Origin of the sequence: Streptococcus sp. 714 (genome assembly GCF_013277115.1) — a bacterium.
Taxonomy (GTDB): domain Bacteria; phylum Bacillota; class Bacilli; order Lactobacillales; family Streptococcaceae; genus Streptococcus.
Genome location: NZ_VMMH01000010.1, coordinates 1 through 17,582, shown reverse-complemented (window position 1 = coordinate 17,582; position 17,582 = coordinate 1). Strand labels below are relative to the sequence as shown.

The following is a 17,582-nucleotide window of genomic DNA, read 5'->3' as shown; positions in this document are numbered from 1 at the left end:
TAACTATCGAATACCTTGATTTCATAAATATCCTTGCAATTCTAAACATAGAATTCCTATAAACTAAATGTTTTCGTACTCTTCTAAGACATTGAATGTCTTAAATTTTTATTTTTGAAGAATTCTAAAGCTGGAATTGCTCTAAAACAAGGAAAACTAAGGTATTCGAAACCTAGAAGAACACATCCACACATCAACTACTACACTTACAATTCTTCCTATGCGCTTTGAGTTTTTTCAGAGCCCAATCATAGTGGCTTGACGTGCTACTGACAAAGTAGGAACCTAGACTTGTCCCACTTGTCCACTGATAGATACCTTTGGTAAAGAGTTGGTCATTGCTGAAACCTTCTATCAACTCTAAAACCTCTCTATGTGATTGCTCCAAGAGTCTAGTTACTTCTTCTAATGTCGTTTTCTGGTGCTTCTTCCAAAAAGCGTCATTCATTTGTCCATAAGTTTTCCAATTATAAGGTTCAGGGAGAAAAGTTCTTTCTTGACCTTTTTGATTAGAATGCACCCAAGTCAAAAGTAACTGCTGCCATTCATAAAGATGGATCAAGACATCTCGTAGATTTTGATCCCTTTTCCAGTGAGCTTCTTTTTTCTTTGGGTCTCTTGAAAAATCAAATGGAGTCTGTAGCTCATCTTCACTTAGTTGAGAGATGAAACGGTTGAGCTTGTCATAGTTTTCCTTAGAGGTCAGCATTAGCTCCTCTTTTGTTTTTGGTCTAGGCACAGGAATACTCCCTTCACATTGCTAGTTATTATTAGAAATTATTAGCCTGTAATCTCTGTTCAAGATTGAAACTCACAAATCTCTATAACTTATCCTTTAATTTCTCAACAAAGAGATAGGCTGCTGGACAGGTCAAGGTGTTCTTAATCGTTAGATGATTGATTTGATGGATCTTTTTACGGTCTGTATGGGGAAATTCACGACAGGCCTTTGGACGAACGTCATAGATGGAACAGAGGTTATCGCCTCCTAAAAACGGACAGGGCATGGATTTGAAAACCTTGTCTCCATCTTCATCAACCTGCAAAAACTCTGCTTCAAAGGCTGGTAATTTCATCTTAAAGTACTTGGCAATACGAGTGATGTCTGCTTCTTTAAAGTCAGGCCCCAATGTCTTGCAACAGTTGGCACAGGCGGTACAATCAATCTCCTCAAAGACTTCTTGGTGAATCTGCTGGGCTATCTTATCTAGATTTTTTGGTGGCTTTTTCTTTAAATTGGCTAACACTTTACGATGCTCCTTCTGCTTTTGCAAAGCTAGCTGGTGGTAATACTCAATATCAATTTCTTTAGACATGGTTTCTCTCTTATTCTATTTACTTCCCCCTATTATACCATGCCTCTAGAGCATTGAAAAGTGGACTTTATAATACTATACTTTTCCAAAATGCGTCAAAAAACCTTGCAACTAGGTTACAAGGTTAATGACATTAATCGAAGTTAACGTATTCTTTTTGAAGTTCAAGAACTTCTTCCATTGTTGAACACTCTGTAAGGGCACGGTTTGCGTACTCTTCCATCTTAGCAGTATCCAATTTCTTCATCAAGCTACGTGTACGGAGTACAGATGTTGCTGACATAGAGAACTCATCCAAGCCCATTCCGACAAGAAGTGGAACAGCTTTTTGGTCACCAGCCATCTCACCACACATACCAGCCCATTTACCTTCAGCGTGAGCTGCCTTGATAACGTTGTTAATCAAACGAAGGATTGATGGGTTATATGGTTGGTAAAGGTATGAAACTTGTTCGTTCATACGGTCTGCTGCCATTGTGTATTGGATCAAGTCATTTGTACCAATTGAGAAGAAGTCAACTTCTTTAGCAAATTGGTCTGCAAGCATAGCTGCTGCAGGGATTTCAATCATGATACCAACTTGGATATCATCCGCAACTGCAACTCCTTCCGCAAGAAGGTTCGCTTTTTCTTCATCAAAGACTGCTTTGGCTGCACGGAATTCTTTCAAAAGGGCAACCATTGGGAACATGATACGCAATTGACCATGAACAGAAGCACGAAGAAGAGCGCGGATCTGTGTGCGGAACATAGCATCTCCAGTTTCGGCAATAGAGATACGAAGGGCACGGAATCCAAGGAATGGGTTCATTTCATGTGGCATATCGAAGTAAGGAAGTTCCTTATCTCCACCGATATCCATTGTACGAACAACTACTGGTTTACCATTCATTCCCTCAAGTACAGCCTTGTATGCTTCATACTGCTCATCTTCTGTTGGGAAGTCTTGAGAATCCATGTACAAGAACTCTGTACGGTAAAGTCCAACGGCTTCTGCACCATTGTTGTTAACACCTTCAACGTCTTTTGGAGTACCAATGTTAGCAGCCAACTCGAAGTGTTTACCGTCAGCAGTCACTGTTTGAGCATCTTTCAAAAGTGCCCATTCAGCTTTTTGTTTAGCATAAGCTTCACCAGCTGCTTTAAATTCTGCCGCTTGTTCATCTGTTGGGTTGATGATGACTTCACCAGTGATTCCGTTAACGGCAAGAATATCACCGTCTTTCACCACTTCAGTGATGTTATTTGTTCCCAATACAGCTGCAATTTCAAGTGTACGTGCCATGATAGCTGAGTGGCTTGTACGTCCACCGATGTTTGTTACAAAAGCTTTTACAAAGTTTTTGTCCAATTGAGCTGTATCAGATGGTGTCAAGTCATGCGCAATCACGATTACTTCTTCGTTGATAGAAGCTGGGTTTGGCAATTTTTTACCAAGAAGGTTTGCCAATACACGTTTTGTCACGTCGCGGATATCCGCTGCACGTTCTTGCATGTATGGGTTGTCTTCCATACCTTCAAAGATAGTGATGAACATGTCAGTCACTTCTTTAAGACCTGCTTCTGCATTGACTTTCTTAGCACGGATTGTTTCTTTAATCTGACCGATCAATTCTGGGTCAGAAAGAACCATCAAATGAGCGTCAAAAACTTGAGCCGCTTCTTCACCTAGCGTACCTACAGCCTTCTCGCGGATAAGAGAAAGCTCGTTTTGAGAAGCTTCAAGAGCAACATCCAAACGAGCCTCTTCTGCGTTTGTATCTTCGACTGAAACAGTCTCGAATGACAAATCCGGTTGAACGAGTAGATATGCTTTTGCAACTGCAACACCGTCAGATGCTGCGATTCCTTTAAGCATTTCTGTCATTTTCCTTATGCCAATCCTTCTTTTTCCATTGTTTCTGAGATTGCAGCGATTGCGTCATCTGCGTCTGCACCTTCAGCTGAGATAGTTACGTCAGCACCTTGGCCAACACCAAGACTCATAACACCCATGATTGATTTAAGGTTAACTGATTTACCTTTGTACTCAAGAGTGATATCTGAAGCAAATTTGCTAGCAGTTTGTACCAACAATGTTGCTGGACGTGCGTGAATACCTGTTTCTGCCACTACGTGGAAATCTTTAGAAGCCATAGTTTGACTCTCCTTTTGTTCTTTCTTTTTTGAGTTATATGTGATAACCCTTACAATTTGGTATTATATCATCTTCTAGGTTTTTTTTCAAGCATTTTATGGGATTTATTCGATTTCCTTTCAGATAACTTGCTGAAAATCTTCTATCCTAGATAACAAAACACAGGATATAGTTTTCCCAAAAACAACTTATAGGACAATTATCACTATTTTTAAAACTAAACACTACATATTGTGTTTCACAAGGTCGTATATAAAAACATACCACTATATTTAGTTCTAAATCATTGACAAAAATTTATTTTCTGATATACTAGGGTAGTATTAAATTTTAAAGAGGAGTTACACAATGGTAACCGTTTATTCTAAAAACAATTGTGTCCAATGTAAGATGACCAAACGTTTCTTGGACAGTAATAATGTCGCTTATCGTGAAATCAACCTTGATGAGCAACCTGAGTACATCGATCAAGTTAAAGAGCTCGGTTTCAGCGCAGCTCCTGTTATCCAAACACCAACTGAAGTCTTTTCAGGTTTCCAACCAGGAAAACTGAAACAATTAGCATAATCTTAGTACACCATCCAGAAGAAACTGCTTCTAGGGCTAACTTAGAAGCCTTTCTTTTGTAATTAGATAAGGGAAATTTTATGGGATTAAAACATCTTGAGGACGTGACTTACTTCCGTCTCAATAACGAAATCAACCGTCCTGTCAATGGACAAATCATGCTTCATAAAGATAAGGAAGCCTTGGATGCTTTCTTTAAAGAAAATGTAGTTCCAAACACTATGGTTTTTGATTCAATCAAAGATAAAATCAACTACCTCATTGACCACAACTACATCGAAACAGCTTTTATCAAGAAATACCGTCCAGAATTCTTGGAAGAATTGTCTCAATTTATTAAAGAACAAAACTTCCAATTCAAGTCGTTCATGGCTGCCTATAAATTTTACAATCAATACGCCTTAAAGACTAACGATGGGGAATATTATCTTGAAAGTATGGAAGACCGTGTCTTCTTTAACGCCCTTTATTTTGCTGATGGAAATGAAGCTGTTGCAATCGATATTGCAAATGAAATCATCCACCAACGCTACCAACCAGCTACTCCTTCCTTCTTGAATGCTGGACGTGCTCGTCGTGGAGAATTGGTATCTTGCTTCTTGATCCAAGTCACTGATGATATGAACTCTATCGGACGTTCTGTCAACTCTGCCCTTCAACTTTCTCGTATCGGTGGTGGAGTGGGTATTACCCTCAGCAACCTTCGTGAAGCTGGAGCTCCTATTAAAGGATATGAAGGAGCAGCCTCTGGTGTCGTACCAGTCATGAAACTCTTCGAAGATAGTTTCTCTTACTCTAACCAATTGGGTCAACGTCAAGGTGCTGGGGTTGTTTACCTCAATGTCTTTCACCCAGATATCATCGCCTTCCTTTCAACTAAGAAAGAAAACGCCGATGAAAAAGTTCGTGTGAAAACTCTTTCACTTGGTGTCGTGGTACCAGATAAATTCTACGAATTGGCGCGTAAAAATGAAGAAATGTACCTTTTCAGCCCTTACTCAGTAGAGCTTGAATACGGTGTGCCATTTAACTACATCGACATCACTGAAAAATACGATGAATTGGTCGCAAATCCAAATATCCGCAAGACAAAAATCAAGGCGCGTGATTTGGAAACTGAAATCTCAAAATTGCAACAAGAGTCTGGCTACCCTTATGTAGTCAACATTGATACTGCTAACCGTGCAAATCCTGTTGATGGTAAGATTATCATGAGTAACTTGTGTTCTGAGATTCTTCAAGTCCAAGAACCAAGCCTTATCAACGATGCTCAAGAATTCCTAAAAATGGGTACTGATGTCTCATGTAACCTTGGTTCAACAAACGTTGTCAACATGATGACTTCACCCGACTTTGGTCGTTCTATCCGTGCTATGGTTCGTGCTTTAACTTTCGTTACAGATAGTTCACACATCGTAGCTGTACCTACAATTGATCATGGAAATAGCCAAGCCCACACCTTTGGACTCGGTGCCATGGGACTTCACAGCTACCTTGCCCAACAACTGATTGAGTATGGATCACCTGAGTCTGTTGAATTTACAAGCATCTACTTTATGCTTATGAACTACTGGACCTTGGTTGAGTCAAACAATATCGCTCGAGAACGTGGTATTACCTTCCATAACTTTGAAAAATCAGACTATGCTAAGGGAAGCTATTTCGACAAGTATGTGACAGGCGAATTTGTTCCAAAATCAGACCGTGTTAAAGAACTCTTTAAAGATATCTTTATTCCAAGAGCTGCTGACTGGGCTGAACTTCGCGACAAGGTTCAAGCAGATGGTCTTTATCACCAAAACCGTCTTGCTGTTGCTCCAAATGGTTCTATCAGCTACATCAATGACGTTTCTGCTTCTATCCACCCGATTACACAACGTATCGAAGAACGTCAAGAAAAGAAAATCGGGAAAATCTACTACCCTGCTGCTGGCTTATCAACAGAAACCATTCCTTACTACACTTCTGCCTACGACATGGATATGCGTAAAGTCATCGATGTTTACGCCGCTGCAACTGAACACGTAGACCAAGGACTTTCACTTACTCTCTTCATGCGTAGTGACATTCCAAAAGGTCTTTACGAATGGAAGAAAGAAAACAAACAGACAACACGTGACTTGTCTATCCTTCGTAACTATGCCTTTAACAAGGGTATCAAGTCTATCTACTACGTCCGTACCTTTACAGACGACGGTGGAGAAGTCGGTGCTAACCAATGTGAAAGCTGTGTGATTTAGTTTTTAATCAAAGGAATTACTATTTCTCTGTAAGTTTAGTAAGCTAGCATCAAAAGAGAACTTAATCAAACATTTTATAAACTAGCTAAGCACATGTAAAAGTCGGTTCTCCGACTTTTTGTGCGATACACTAAAGGAATTATCATAAAGCAAAAACGATTGTACAACAGCATTATTATATACAGAAAGAGATTTCAAATGGAAACTTACTACAAAGCCATTAACTGGAATGCCATCGAAGATGTCATCGACAAATCAACTTGGGAGAAACTGACGGAGCAATTCTGGCTTGATACACGTATTCCCTTGTCAAATGACTTGGATGACTGGAGAAAGCTATCAAGTGTAGAAAAAGACTTAGTTGGAAAAGTCTTTGGTGGTTTAACCCTTCTCGACACTATGCAATCTGAAACTGGAGTTCAAGCCCTTCGCGCAGACATCCGTACACCACACGAAGAAGCTGTTTTCAATAACATCCAATTTATGGAATCTGTCCACGCTAAATCTTATTCATCAATCTTTTCTACCTTAAATACCAAGGCTGAGATTGAAGAAATTTTCGAATGGACCAATACCAATCCTTACCTACAAAAGAAGGCTGAGATTGTTAACGAAATCTACCTAAACGGTAATCCACTTGAAAAGAAAGTAGCCAGCGTTTTCCTTGAAACCTTCCTCTTCTACTCTGGTTTCTTCACTCCCCTCTACTACCTTGGTAATAACAAACTAGCCAACGTTGCGGAAATCATCAAACTGATTATTCGTGATGAATCTGTTCACGGAACCTACATTGGTTACAAATTCCAACTTGGTTTCAATGAATTGCCTGAAGAAGAGCAAGAAAAACTCAAAGAATGGATGTACGATCTGCTCTATACTCTTTACGAGAATGAAGAAGGCTATACAGAAAGCCTCTATGACGGTGTTGGTTGGACGGAAGAAGTCAAAACCTTCCTTCGCTACAATGCTAACAAGGCGCTCATGAACCTGGGACAAGATCCACTCTTCCCAGACTCAGCTGATGATGTCAACCCAATCGTTATGAACGGTATTTCAACAGGAACTTCCAACCACGACTTCTTCTCTCAAGTCGGAAATGGTTACCTCCTTGGTGAAGTTGAAGCCATGCAAGACGATGACTACAACTACGGTTTGGACTAACTCAATTATTCCAGAACTGATAACGAATATCATGGTTTGTTTAAAACAACCATGGTATTTTTGTTTTTGTTTTCTTTTGTTTTTTAAATTGATTGATTGAACACTTTATGATAAAATAGTAATAGAAATAGAGGTGATAACGATGCTAAAGCAGGAAAAACTAGATAATATTCTAGAAACGGTAAATACAAAGGGAACTATTACTGTAAAAGAAATCATGACTCGCTTGGATGTATCAGATATGACTGCTAGACGCTACTTGCAAGAGTTAGCTGATAAAGATTTACTTGTTCGGGTTCACGGTGGAGCTGAAAAAATTCGCACAGGTTCTATTTTAAACAATGAACGTTCCAATATTGAAAAACAAAGCTTACAAATCGCAGAAAAACAAGAAATCAGCCGTTTTGCAGGCCATTTAATAGATGAGGGGGAAACCATTTTTATCGGCCCAGGAACAACCTTGGAATCTTTTGCCCGTGAACTTCCTATCGACAATATTCGTGTTGTAACAAACAGTTTACCAGTATTTCTCATCCTAAACGAACGAAAACTAACAGATTTGATTTTAATTGGTGGAAACTACCGCTCTATCACTGGAGCATTTGTGGGAACACTAACCTTACAAAACTTGGCCAATCTCCAATTTTCTAAAGCTTTCGTTAGCTGTAATGGTATTAAAGACAATGCGATTGCGACCTTTAGTGAAGAGGAAGGTGAATCTCAACGCATCGCCCTCAATAATTCCAATAAAAAATACTTACTAGCTGACCATAGTAAGTTCAATAAATTTGATTTCTATACCTTCTACAATATCTCTGATATTGATACCATCGTTTCAGATTCTAAACTGAGCAAAGAAACGTTTGAACAACTTTCAAAACAAACAAAAATTATTCTTTCTAAACCATAAAATGATCCCCACCGATTGGTGGGGATTTTTATCTACAGATTAGTCTATAATCTGACTTTCCGCTACTTTCTTGTACCAGTGAGCTGATTTCTTAGGATAACGTTCTTGAGTTTCAAAGTCTACATAAAAGAGACCGTAGCGTTTTTCATAACCGTTTGACCATGAGAAGACATCCATTAATGACCAAATGAAGTAACCCTTTACATTCGCTCCATCTGCAATAGCATCAGACAGGACTTCCAAGTGTTGTTTGACATAATCAATACGGCCATCATCGTAAACAGTGTTATCGACGAACTCATCTTTATAGCCGAGACCATTTTCAGTGATGTAAATCTTCTTGTAGTTAGGATAATCTTTCTTCACACGCATGATTTGGTCATACAAACCTTGAGGGTATATAATCCAATCCCAATCCGTACGTGGTACATAGTCAGGAGCTACACGACGACCAACACCTTTGATTTGGTATTTAGAGCTTCCTTTCTCACCCTTACCATTATGGATAATTTCAGTTTCTCCATCAAAGGCTTCCATCCAGTCACTCATATAGTAATTGATTCCAAGGAAGTCGTTCAAGTCTTTTGCAGCTTCTAATGCTGTGAAATCTTCTTCACGAAGATCTAAGCTACCACCATTGACGGATAAAATATGGTTAACACCTTCCATCGTTTCAGCTGAATAGCGGCCTAGATAAGTTGCATCCAAGATAAATTTATTGTGAATGATATCTTCCAGCTCAGCTGCACGAACATCTGCTGGATTTTCAGGATCTAGAGGATATTTAGTAGGTAGTGCGTGAACAACACCAATTTCACCCTTGTAGCCCTTATCTTTGTATAATTTAACTGCACACGCATGAGAAACCATCATATTGTGGTGAGATTGGAAGACTTTGGCAAGGTCGTACTGAATACCTGGAGGGAATTTACCAACCAAGTATTGGCCATCACCGATTGGTCCAATTTCATTGAATGTTGTCCAATAGTTTACTTCTGGAAATTCTTCAAAACAGAAGGCAGCGTAATCTACAAAGTGTTCGATATTTTTACGGTTTAAGAAGTCTCCATTTGAGTGGAGAGTTTCTGGCGTGTCAAAGTGATGAAGAGTTACAAAAGGCTCAACGTGACGTTTGTGGCACTCTGCAAATAGATTATGATAAAATTCGACACCTTTAGCGTTTACTTTACCGTAACCAGTTGGGAAAATACGTGACCAGGCAATAGAAATTCGAATACCATTGACACCATACTCTTCTGCTAGCTTGAGGTCAACTGGATATCGATTGTAAAAATCACTGGCTGGTTCAGCAGTGTACCAGTAGTTATCTTCAAGATATTTATCCCAAGCAACTGGTCCTTTTCCATCAGTATGTGTAGCACCTTCTGCTTGGTAAGCAGCTGTTGCGCCACCAAAAATAAAGTCTTTGGGAAGTGTTTTTGTCATTTTTTTCACCTATTTCTTGTTTTAAATAAAGTAAAAGTGAGAGGAGAGGAGTCAGTGAGCCATCCTTCTCCATCTCACTTCTTGCACCAAGTCACCGAATTGTGACATGAGGAGGTAAAAACGATATCTTTTTACCGACGAATTAACAAGGCAATTAGGAAATTCGCCATAGCGATTTCCGTAACGAGAGGAAACTATTCCATAGTCCCTATTATTAATCGAATTGTGACATGAGGAGGTAAAAACGATGTCTTTTTACCGACGAATTAACAAGGCGATTAGAAAATTCGCCATAGCGATTTCCGTAACGAGAGGAGACTGTTTCACAGTCCCTATCGTTAATCGAATTGAGCTTGTACAAATGCAAGAGCACCTTTTCCATCACGAGTTAATTTGATGTATTGAGCGCCTTCTGTTTTCGCAAGTTTAATACCGAGTTTATCTGTTTCTGCTTTCATATCTTCAAAGTTTGAAGCAACTTGAGGGGCAAGGATAACCAAATCAAACTCTGGCAACATTTCACGGTGAGCACCATAGCCACCTGCAGCTGCTTTTACAGGAACATTGTACTCTGCTGCCGCCTTATTCAAAGCATTTGCAAGGAGACCACTTGTACCTCCACCAGCACAGAGAACGAGGACATTTGTTTCTTTAGTTATTGTATTTTGTGTTGCTTCTACACCAGCTTTTTCAAGAATAGCATCTGCTTTCGCAGTGTTGAAGTTTGCAGCAACTTTTTCTTTCAATTCATCATTAGACTTACCTGAACGTTCTTCTTCAAGAATTTGTTCATCATAGACTTTAAGGAATGGATAGTAAATGACTACGTCAACCACGATTAGAAGGGCAGCAAGAATGAATGATAGAACTTGGAAGTTCGTACCAAGAACTAGACCTAGTGGAGCTGGGGTTGTCCATGGTAGATTAGCAGTAAATGAATTCATTCCAAGAGTTTCAATGAAGAATTTAAAGATCCAAACGTTTGCGATTGGAGCAAAGATAAATGGAATGAAGAAGATTGGGTTCAATACAAGTGGTGCACCAAACAAGATTGGTTCATTTACACCAAAGAAGGTTGGAACAACAGACGCACGTCCGATTGCACGGTTACGTTTTGATTTGGTCAACCACATGAACATGAATGGAACAACCAGTGTCGCACCAGTACCGCCCATGGTAACGATAAACATTTGTGTACCAGAAGTAAGAATCTTGTCAGCGTGCATACCTTGTTGGAGAAGGTTCAAGTTGACTTCGGCATTTGCATAAGTAATTGCTGCGATAGCAGGTTCAACAATAGATGGACCGTGAATCCCAACAAACCAGAAGAAGGCAAAGGCACCAAAGATAATGGTAATACCAAGATAGCCATCAGCTGCAGAGAATAATGGTGCAAAGAATTTACCGATTGATTCCGCTACACTTGATCCAACAAAATGACGAGCTAGTAAATCAAGAACATAAAGAGAAACAACAGATAGAGTGAATGGAATCACATCTTTAAAGACTTGTGAGATATTTGGTGGAACTTCGTCAGGCATACGAATAGTGACGTTGTTCTTAACACAAACCTTATAAATGGCTACAGTAACAAAGGCAGCAAGGAAGGCTGAAAGCAAACCTTTTGTCCCTAAGAATCCAGTAGCTAGACCATTTTCGATAGGATCAGCTGCCAACATCAACAAACCAACAATTGCTGCCAACAATGTTGACATATAGTTGATTTGATTGGTTTTCTCCATGCTACGGTTTACTGAGTCGGTCAGTGATTTAGCTGTTGTACCAGCTACCAAGAGAGCTAAAATACCCATTGAATAACTGTAAGGTTTCATAAGAAAGGCTACAACTTCATCAGACCATTTAAAGCCCCATGAGTTTGGTACAAAGGCGATTAAGATAAAGATACTTGAGAAGAGAATAACAGGCATACCTGCAATGAAACCATCACGAATAGCACGAAGATAGATATTACGAGATAGTTTCTCAAAGAAAGGTTTTCCTTTCTCAATAAATGCAATTAGTTTATTCATTATTTAACTCCTCTCTTGTACAGTTCAATTAAGTGGTGCATCAAATCTTTTAATAAGATAGTTGTCATCAAGTGGTCTTGGCCATGCATCATGGTTACACTATAGGCTAAGTCCTCACCTGAAGCTTCCTTAGTCAATAGACTTGTTTGCGCGTGGTGTGCCTCTGCGATACAGCTACCAGCTTCCTCTACCAGAGCGTCCGCTTTTGCAAAATCACCAGCTTCAGCAGCCTTTAAAGCTTCCAATAGTTTTGAACGAGCATCGCCAGCATAGGCTACGATTTCAAAACCTAACAATGTTACTTCTTCTCTATTCATGATAGAATTCTCCTTATATAGTTTTAAATAAATTTTTATGACAATAAACGTTGGATATGTAGAACTAGATAAACTCGTTCACTTTTATACAAATCAAGACCCGTATGTTGCGTAATCACATCATATATCTTTGAACCAATCTCGAAGGCTTTTGGATAGGATTGTTTAATATGGTCTTCCATATCCAGAAGTGATTGGTTATCATCTCTAGATCTGTCTAAATAATCCAAGAAATAATTCAAATGAATCATAAAGCGATCATAGAAATGGTTATTCTCTTTGGTTCGTTGAATTGCATAACCCTTTAGCACTTCTTCAACATTCCTGAGAATTTCTTTCCTCTTATCAATCGACTCAACAACTTCCACTTCATTTTCACCTTCGGCATTGATAAAATGATAAGCAATCCGAATAATTTCATCCTCAGGGAAATGATCTGCTAACTTCTGACTGTAAATTTCAAAAGCTTCATTTGCGATTTGAAAAGCGACAGGATACTTGGCAGAAATATCTGGCAGATTACTATCCTTGTACCTTCCTTGTGCTAGAGCTTGGTAAGAACAGTAAATATGATCTGTCAAGGTTACGTAGAGATACTCTTGAATCGGATAATGATATTTCTTTGATAGCTTATCAATGATCTCATAGGTCACTGTGATAAAATCAAGCGGAACATCTTTGAGGAGAGCCATAAAGTTTTCTCTGGACTCTTCTGTCTTCATCCGAAAGATTTTCTCAACCTGATGTTCAGCAATCAAATCTCCCTTCTTCTTTCCAAATGCAATCCCCTTACCAATTACAATCACCTCTTCTCCTTTATCATTTCTGACAAGCGAAACATTATGATTCATTGGATTTAGAATTCGATACATGTCAACCTCCTTTTATATCTTAAAGGTATATGAGTACAAAAAATGACCACAAATGAACTAGAAAATCATTCGATTTCTAATTCACCTGTGATCATGCCTAATATTACTTAGTAACACTCACCTTGTATTAACTTGTAACTGTATTCTATCATAATGCTGATAATTTGTAAACCCTTACGAAGAACTTTTTTATTTTTTTGAGTATTCTTTTATCAAAAAATAAAATCATAAACAAAATTAAGAAAACAAGTGTTTATAATTCAGAAAATTTCATCTCAATTTAAAAACAAGTGTACTAATAACTCTATATTTTTTTGAAAGCCCCAAACCAAAATCCATTATTCCTAATAAACAACTCATCACCAAAAGCTCTAGTATGTTTTGAACCGATTTCTAATTTTACAAGACGCATAGGAGCCAATAATTCAATTAACTCACTTTCTGTATAAACTCTTTCTAACATTGAATCTAGTTTTCTACGTATATAACCTTTTTCTAGTAAAGAATTATCAGGAATTGCGTCTCGGAAAATTCCATCTTTCCGTGGACAATAAAAATAATACATTCCTCCTGCTTTCAACACCCTTTTCACCTCTGAAAAATAGTTTTGTCTATCTTTTTCATCAACTATAAATGTAATCGCAGACATTATATCAAATATAGAATCGAAATGGTTGTCAGGAAAATCTAAACCTTTACCTACATCTGTCTGTGTTATATGACAATTAAATTGTGGAAATGACTTAGTCAATAATTGTTTTGCACTATCAGCGGCCTCCTTTGTTAAATCTACACCACAATAAGTATCAGCATAATGATTTTCAATTAAATAGTAAAGATTCCTTCCAAAACCACAACCAACTTCTAATACCCTGCACTCATCGTTTTGAGTAACGATTTGATTTCTCAAAGAAAAAATCTTTTGAACTGCATCATTAGGAACTAAGGGTGTCTCTGTTTTTGATGATTGGGCATGTAATTCTTCCCATTTCTTGTGATTATCTTCATTTAAAACAAATGTATCCATTGAACTCTCCATATCTCATTATCGTTTCTACATGATGAAATCCAGTACTCTTTAACATTTCTTTATTTTCAGCATGAGTGTGGTTAATCATAACTCCCTCCAAGCTCAATTGCTTAGATAGAATTTCTTCTGGACTAAATCCATGTTCTTGCTTGAATTTAATATAATTGGAAACTATCAACTTATTTACCTTCGGATCTGTCATGATTTCTTTCTCAAATAGAATAAATGCTCCACCTTCAACTAAAGATTCATATATTTTTGATAAAATCTTTATTCTCTTGTCTGGAAGAATAAACTGAAGGAAATAATAGCTAATAATTAAATCGCTGGGTTCTAACCTGGCTTCCTCCACGGAGCTTGTTATAAATTCAAGCTCAGGAAATTTTGATTGTGCCACCTAATTCATTTCTGGAATCTCTTCTATCCCGATAAAACGAACTTCTTTTTTAGACTTGTGACGCTGGTATAATTTACCAATCAGATTACCCGTTGCAGAGCCTAGCTCATAACATAAGGAATGGTCACGAATAAAAAAATCGCTTAGATGACAAACAAGGTCATGTCCTTCATCATATAAAGGAATGGATTGTCTAACATGCTCATCAAAATGTTGAGCTACACCATTACCAAAACTCCATTGTGTTCCATTTTGAATAACAATATCATTTCCAACTTCCATAGACTACTCCTCTTCTCCCTTGACTTTCCAGTTTACTAATACCAATGCTAATACAACCATCGAACCCCCAAGAACCAAATTCAATGTAAACGGCTCATGTAAGCCCATAATAGAAAAGATAGTTGAAAATACTGGAACTAAAAACAAGAAACTGCTGGCTACTGTTGCTCCCCTTTGTCCTAGACTATAAAACCACAGTCCAAACGAACCAACAGACGCAGGAATAATTAACCATATAAACCAAACCCAGCCCCAAAATCCTAAATTTAGAAAGTTATAACTTTCATGCACAGGTATTGAGAATAAGTAAAGGAATACCCCACCTAATAACAATTGCCAAGCTGTAAATATCCATGGACCATTATCAAAAGGAATTTTCTTGGTGACAACTGTATTGACCGACCAACAAAATGAACCAAGTAAAGCAAACAAAGCACCTAAACTAAACGCAGATACATCTAGTCCAATACAAGTAACAACTCCAGCCACACCTAATACTAAGGCACTTATCTTCTGAATAGTCAATGTATCCTTTAACAAAAAATGCGCTAAAAAAGCTAACCAAAGAGGATTCGTAAATAAGATAATAGAAGACATCGATGATGACACATCATGAGCTAGGGCAAGATTAAGAAATCCCATGGTTCCAGCTGTCTGTAAGAGCCCAATAGTCACAACCAATATAACCCCCTTTATCTTGCTACCTTGACTTTTAGGGATGATAGTCCCTCCCTTGCCAAATAAAAACGATAATACCAACATCACTAACCCAGCAATAATAAATCGAACACCCCCAAGTAATAATGGAGGAGTCTTTTCAACTACTATAAGATACTTCCCAGTTGGAAAAGACGACCCCATAAAAACTGTGGTAATTAATATAGAAATCAAAAAAATAAAATTTGAACCTCGTTTCATTTATTTCCCCTTCTTTCAAAAGATATTGATGATATTTTTTGTCTTTTATTCTACTCTTTTAAAAATGAATGTCAAGAGATTTATCAAAAAATTCCAAGATTATTTTTTTAAACTCCTATGTATTGAGAAAAAAACAAAAAAAGACTATACTGGTAATTGTGGATAATGATTATCTTTTTATATGGAGGTACAAACATGCGATTATCATCAGGTTGGGAACAGTCAGTCTATGTCTTACTCATGTTAGATCAGCTCCCTGAAGGAAAATATATCAATACAATTTCCTTGAGTGAACGGCTAGAAGTTTCAGATTCTTATTTGAAAAAAATTATAAAACTATTAGACAACGAAGGATTGGTTAAATCCGTTAGAGGGAAAAATGGAGGCATTGCTCTTTCTAAACCTCTCAGTCAAATCACCTTTTACGATGTATTTGTAGCTATAGAAGGAAAAAATCGAATCTTTGAAAGTCAGAATCTTCTAAAAAAATTCTTAGGCAACGAGGAAAGTAAAAAAGCTAAAAGATGCGTCGTAACCAGCTCTCTTGATATTATTGAAAACACTTTAGTTGCAACCCTGACTTCTATTACACTCAGCCAGGTAGCCCATCAATCTGAGATTAACTATGATTTAACCGATATCAGAAATTGGGTCAATAAATGCCAAAACTAGCTGGAGAAAAAATTTTTCAGCTAGTTTTTATAAATCCTTGACAAATAATTTTACAAGGACTATACTATATTTGAAGATATAATATATCTTCTATATCGTCAACAATGATCTTTCATTGCATGCTTTTGGATAGCTAAAGAAAGAAGGTTCTTATGAAAGTTATTTTAGCTACTGACCAAGATGGTTTCCAACTGAAAGAAACCGTCAAACACTATCTGCTTCATTCTGGTTATGAAGTAATTGATCTCAACTCTAAACAAGGTTCTGCGGATTTCGTTGATTCTACTGTCAATGCTATTACAGAGTTTAGAAAATATAAGCAAGCTCGTGCTATTCTTTTTGACAAGTTTGGACATTCTTTTATGCCTGCTAATAAGTTTAAAGGTATTATCTGCGCCGCTGTTTCCGATGAACACTCTGCCATGATGACTATTCGACTCAATTCTACTCCAATCATTACAATTGGTTCTGGAATTACAGGTGCTATTTTAGCAGTTGAAATAGTCAAAGCCTTTCTTGAGCACAACTATGATTCTGGTCGTCACCAAGTTCGCATTGATATGCTGAACAAGCTCTGCTAGGAGGTATTCCCATGAAAATTGCTCTCGGTTGTGATCACATTGTAACAGATGTGAAGATGAAGATTTCAAAACACCTAAAAGAACAAGGTCATGAAATCATTGATGTTGGTACTTATGATTTCGTCCGTACTCACTATCCTATTTATGGTCGCTTAATTGCAGAGGAGGTCGTCAATGGACGGGCTGACTTTGGAGTCTCCCTTTGCGGTACAGGTGTTGGAATTGCTGTATCTGCTGATAAAGTTCCTGGAACTCGAGTTGTACTTGTCGGAGATGTTGCGACTGCTCGTTCCGCTCGTGAAAATCTCAATGCTAATATTGTTGCTTTCGGTGGTGCAATCCTAGGTATCAATTTCATTAACAACATTGTAGATGAATTTATCAATACCAAGTACAAACCAAATCCTGAAAAAGAGGAATTGATTGCGAAAATTGATAAACTATCTGAAGTGAGCCCAGATGTAGCTGCCAATGATCATATCTTCGATGAAGAGAATGCCAAGTGGGATCGTGGAGAATATCACGATTAACTTGTATTCCGCCTTCTATATTTTATCTAATACTCAATGAAAATCAAAGATCAAACTAGGAAGCTAGCCACAGGCTGCTCAAAGCACTGCTTTGAGGTTGTAGATAAGACTGACGAAGTCAGCTCAAAATACTGCTTTGAGGTTGTAGATAGAACTTACGAAGTCAGCTCAAAACA

The 17,582-nt window shown here is 37.9% G+C and carries 19 protein-coding genes; 7 read left to right on the top strand and 12 right to left on the bottom strand.

The features are described from left to right. Window positions 1-193 precede the first annotated feature (193 nt). The 4 genes from HT718_RS04360 to HT718_RS04345 form a co-directional block, all read right to left on the bottom strand. The gene (locus tag HT718_RS04360) at window positions 194-739 is read right to left on the bottom strand and encodes a ClbS/DfsB family four-helix bundle protein (protein WP_173267538.1); all 546 of its coding nucleotides are present in this window, start codon (window positions 737-739) and stop codon (window positions 194-196) included. Window positions 740-821: 82 nt separating this feature from the next. Then, a complete protein-coding gene (locus tag HT718_RS04355; RefSeq protein ID WP_000031481.1) occupies window positions 822-1,316 on the bottom strand; it encodes a YkgJ family cysteine cluster protein in 495 nt (164 codons plus the stop codon). A gap of 133 nt (window positions 1,317-1,449) precedes the next feature. Further along, the gene (ptsP, locus tag HT718_RS04350; protein WP_020900700.1) at window positions 1,450-3,183 is read right to left on the bottom strand and encodes a phosphoenolpyruvate--protein phosphotransferase; all 1,734 of its coding nucleotides are present in this window, start codon (window positions 3,181-3,183) and stop codon (window positions 1,450-1,452) included. Between the two features lie 5 nt (window positions 3,184-3,188). Then, a complete protein-coding gene (locus HT718_RS04345; RefSeq protein ID WP_000146947.1) occupies window positions 3,189-3,452 on the bottom strand; it encodes a phosphocarrier protein HPr in 264 nt (87 codons plus the stop codon). A gap of 349 nt (window positions 3,453-3,801) precedes the next feature. On the opposite strand from HT718_RS04345, the gene nrdH reads away from it, so the two are divergent. From nrdH to HT718_RS04325, 4 genes are all read left to right on the top strand, one after another. Beyond that, the gene (gene nrdH, locus HT718_RS04340) at window positions 3,802-4,020 is read left to right on the top strand and encodes a glutaredoxin-like protein NrdH (protein ID WP_000259240.1); all 219 of its coding nucleotides are present in this window, start codon (window positions 3,802-3,804) and stop codon (window positions 4,018-4,020) included. 80 nt (window positions 4,021-4,100) lie between these two features. Next, window positions 4,101-6,260, top strand: a complete 2,160-nt coding sequence (gene nrdE / locus HT718_RS04335; RefSeq protein ID WP_173267536.1) for a class 1b ribonucleoside-diphosphate reductase subunit alpha — start codon at window positions 4,101-4,103, stop codon at window positions 6,258-6,260. 198 nt (window positions 6,261-6,458) lie between these two features. Then, window positions 6,459-7,421 (top strand): class 1b ribonucleoside-diphosphate reductase subunit beta, encoded by a 963-nt coding sequence (gene nrdF / locus HT718_RS04330; RefSeq protein WP_000451388.1) that lies wholly within the window; start codon window positions 6,459-6,461, stop codon window positions 7,419-7,421. 142 nt (window positions 7,422-7,563) lie between these two features. After that, window positions 7,564-8,331 carry a DeoR/GlpR family DNA-binding transcription regulator gene (locus HT718_RS04325; RefSeq protein WP_004262459.1) on the top strand — a complete coding sequence of 256 codons (768 nt, stop codon included), beginning with the start codon at window positions 7,564-7,566 and terminating at the stop codon, window positions 8,329-8,331. A gap of 39 nt (window positions 8,332-8,370) precedes the next feature. On the opposite strand, the gene lacG is transcribed toward HT718_RS04325, so the two are convergent. The 8 genes from lacG to HT718_RS04290 form a co-directional block, all read right to left on the bottom strand. Next, complete coding sequence (gene lacG, locus HT718_RS04320; RefSeq protein WP_173267534.1) at window positions 8,371-9,777, bottom strand: 6-phospho-beta-galactosidase; 1,407 nt, start codon at window positions 9,775-9,777, stop codon at window positions 8,371-8,373. Window positions 9,778-10,115: 338 nt separating this feature from the next. After that, window positions 10,116-11,807, bottom strand: a complete 1,692-nt coding sequence (locus HT718_RS04315; protein WP_173267532.1) for a lactose-specific PTS transporter subunit EIIC — start codon at window positions 11,805-11,807, stop codon at window positions 10,116-10,118. Further along, on the bottom strand, window positions 11,807-12,124 hold the full coding sequence (locus HT718_RS04310) for a PTS lactose/cellobiose transporter subunit IIA (RefSeq protein WP_039704004.1): 318 nt from the start codon (window positions 12,122-12,124) through the stop codon (window positions 11,807-11,809). Before HT718_RS04310 ends, HT718_RS04315 begins: the two co-directional genes overlap by 1 nt. Before the next feature lie 35 nt (window positions 12,125-12,159). Further along, window positions 12,160-12,996: a transcription antiterminator gene (locus HT718_RS04305; protein ID WP_173267530.1), complete on the bottom strand. Its 837-nt coding sequence runs from the start codon at window positions 12,994-12,996 to the stop codon at window positions 12,160-12,162. Between the two features lie 304 nt (window positions 12,997-13,300). Then, window positions 13,301-14,023, bottom strand: a complete 723-nt coding sequence (locus HT718_RS04300; protein ID WP_173267528.1) for a class I SAM-dependent methyltransferase — start codon at window positions 14,021-14,023, stop codon at window positions 13,301-13,303. Then, the gene (locus HT718_RS09570) at window positions 14,001-14,423 is read right to left on the bottom strand and encodes a hypothetical protein (RefSeq protein ID WP_240147353.1); all 423 of its coding nucleotides are present in this window, start codon (window positions 14,421-14,423) and stop codon (window positions 14,001-14,003) included. Before HT718_RS09570 ends, HT718_RS04300 begins: the two co-directional genes overlap by 23 nt. Beyond that, window positions 14,424-14,705: a hypothetical protein gene (locus tag HT718_RS09565; protein ID WP_240147352.1), complete on the bottom strand. Its 282-nt coding sequence runs from the start codon at window positions 14,703-14,705 to the stop codon at window positions 14,424-14,426. Window positions 14,706-14,708: 3 nt separating this feature from the next. Continuing rightward, window positions 14,709-15,623 (bottom strand): DMT family transporter, encoded by a 915-nt coding sequence (locus tag HT718_RS04290; RefSeq protein ID WP_173267525.1) that lies wholly within the window; start codon window positions 15,621-15,623, stop codon window positions 14,709-14,711. 195 nt (window positions 15,624-15,818) lie between these two features. On the opposite strand from HT718_RS04290, the gene HT718_RS04285 reads away from it, so the two are divergent. The 3 genes from HT718_RS04285 (at window position 15,819) to lacB (ending at window position 17,406) form a co-directional block, all read left to right on the top strand. Then, on the top strand, window positions 15,819-16,295 hold the full coding sequence (locus HT718_RS04285; RefSeq protein WP_173267523.1) for an Rrf2 family transcriptional regulator: 477 nt from the start codon (window positions 15,819-15,821) through the stop codon (window positions 16,293-16,295). A 152-nt stretch (window positions 16,296-16,447) separates the two neighbouring features. Next, a complete protein-coding gene (gene lacA / locus HT718_RS04280) occupies window positions 16,448-16,876 on the top strand; it encodes a galactose-6-phosphate isomerase subunit LacA (RefSeq protein ID WP_173267521.1) in 429 nt (142 codons plus the stop codon). 11 nt (window positions 16,877-16,887) lie between these two features. Then, on the top strand, window positions 16,888-17,406 hold the full coding sequence (lacB, locus tag HT718_RS04275) for a galactose-6-phosphate isomerase subunit LacB (RefSeq protein WP_173267519.1): 519 nt from the start codon (window positions 16,888-16,890) through the stop codon (window positions 17,404-17,406). Window positions 17,407-17,582: the final 176 nt, after the last annotated feature.

Coding starts and splice junctions, on each gene's coding strand:
- lacB (WP_173267519.1), top strand. CDS start 16,888: ATGAAAATTGCTCTCGGTTGTGATCACATTGTAACAGATGTGAAGATG.
- HT718_RS04305 (WP_173267530.1), bottom strand. CDS start 12,996: ATGTATCGAATTCTAAATCCAATGAATCATAATGTTTCGCTTGTCAGA.
- ptsP (WP_020900700.1), bottom strand. CDS start 3,183: ATGACAGAAATGCTTAAAGGAATCGCAGCATCTGACGGTGTTGCAGTT.
- HT718_RS04310 (WP_039704004.1), bottom strand. CDS start 12,124: ATGAATAGAGAAGAAGTAACATTGTTAGGTTTTGAAATCGTAGCCTAT.
- HT718_RS04285 (WP_173267523.1), top strand. CDS start 15,819: ATGCGATTATCATCAGGTTGGGAACAGTCAGTCTATGTCTTACTCATG.
- nrdE (WP_173267536.1), top strand. CDS start 4,101: ATGGGATTAAAACATCTTGAGGACGTGACTTACTTCCGTCTCAATAAC.
- nrdH (WP_000259240.1), top strand. CDS start 3,802: ATGGTAACCGTTTATTCTAAAAACAATTGTGTCCAATGTAAGATGACC.
- HT718_RS04315 (WP_173267532.1), bottom strand. CDS start 11,807: ATGAATAAACTAATTGCATTTATTGAGAAAGGAAAACCTTTCTTTGAG.
- lacG (WP_173267534.1), bottom strand. CDS start 9,777: ATGACAAAAACACTTCCCAAAGACTTTATTTTTGGTGGCGCAACAGCT.
- HT718_RS04345 (WP_000146947.1), bottom strand. CDS start 3,452: ATGGCTTCTAAAGATTTCCACGTAGTGGCAGAAACAGGTATTCACGCA.
- HT718_RS04325 (WP_004262459.1), top strand. CDS start 7,564: ATGCTAAAGCAGGAAAAACTAGATAATATTCTAGAAACGGTAAATACA.
- nrdF (WP_000451388.1), top strand. CDS start 6,459: ATGGAAACTTACTACAAAGCCATTAACTGGAATGCCATCGAAGATGTC.
- HT718_RS04290 (WP_173267525.1), bottom strand. CDS start 15,623: ATGAAACGAGGTTCAAATTTTATTTTTTTGATTTCTATATTAATTACC.
- HT718_RS04355 (WP_000031481.1), bottom strand. CDS start 1,316: ATGTCTAAAGAAATTGATATTGAGTATTACCACCAGCTAGCTTTGCAA.
- HT718_RS09565 (WP_240147352.1), bottom strand. CDS start 14,705: ATGGAAGTTGGAAATGATATTGTTATTCAAAATGGAACACAATGGAGT.
- lacA (WP_173267521.1), top strand. CDS start 16,448: ATGAAAGTTATTTTAGCTACTGACCAAGATGGTTTCCAACTGAAAGAA.
- HT718_RS04300 (WP_173267528.1), bottom strand. CDS start 14,023: ATGGATACATTTGTTTTAAATGAAGATAATCACAAGAAATGGGAAGAA.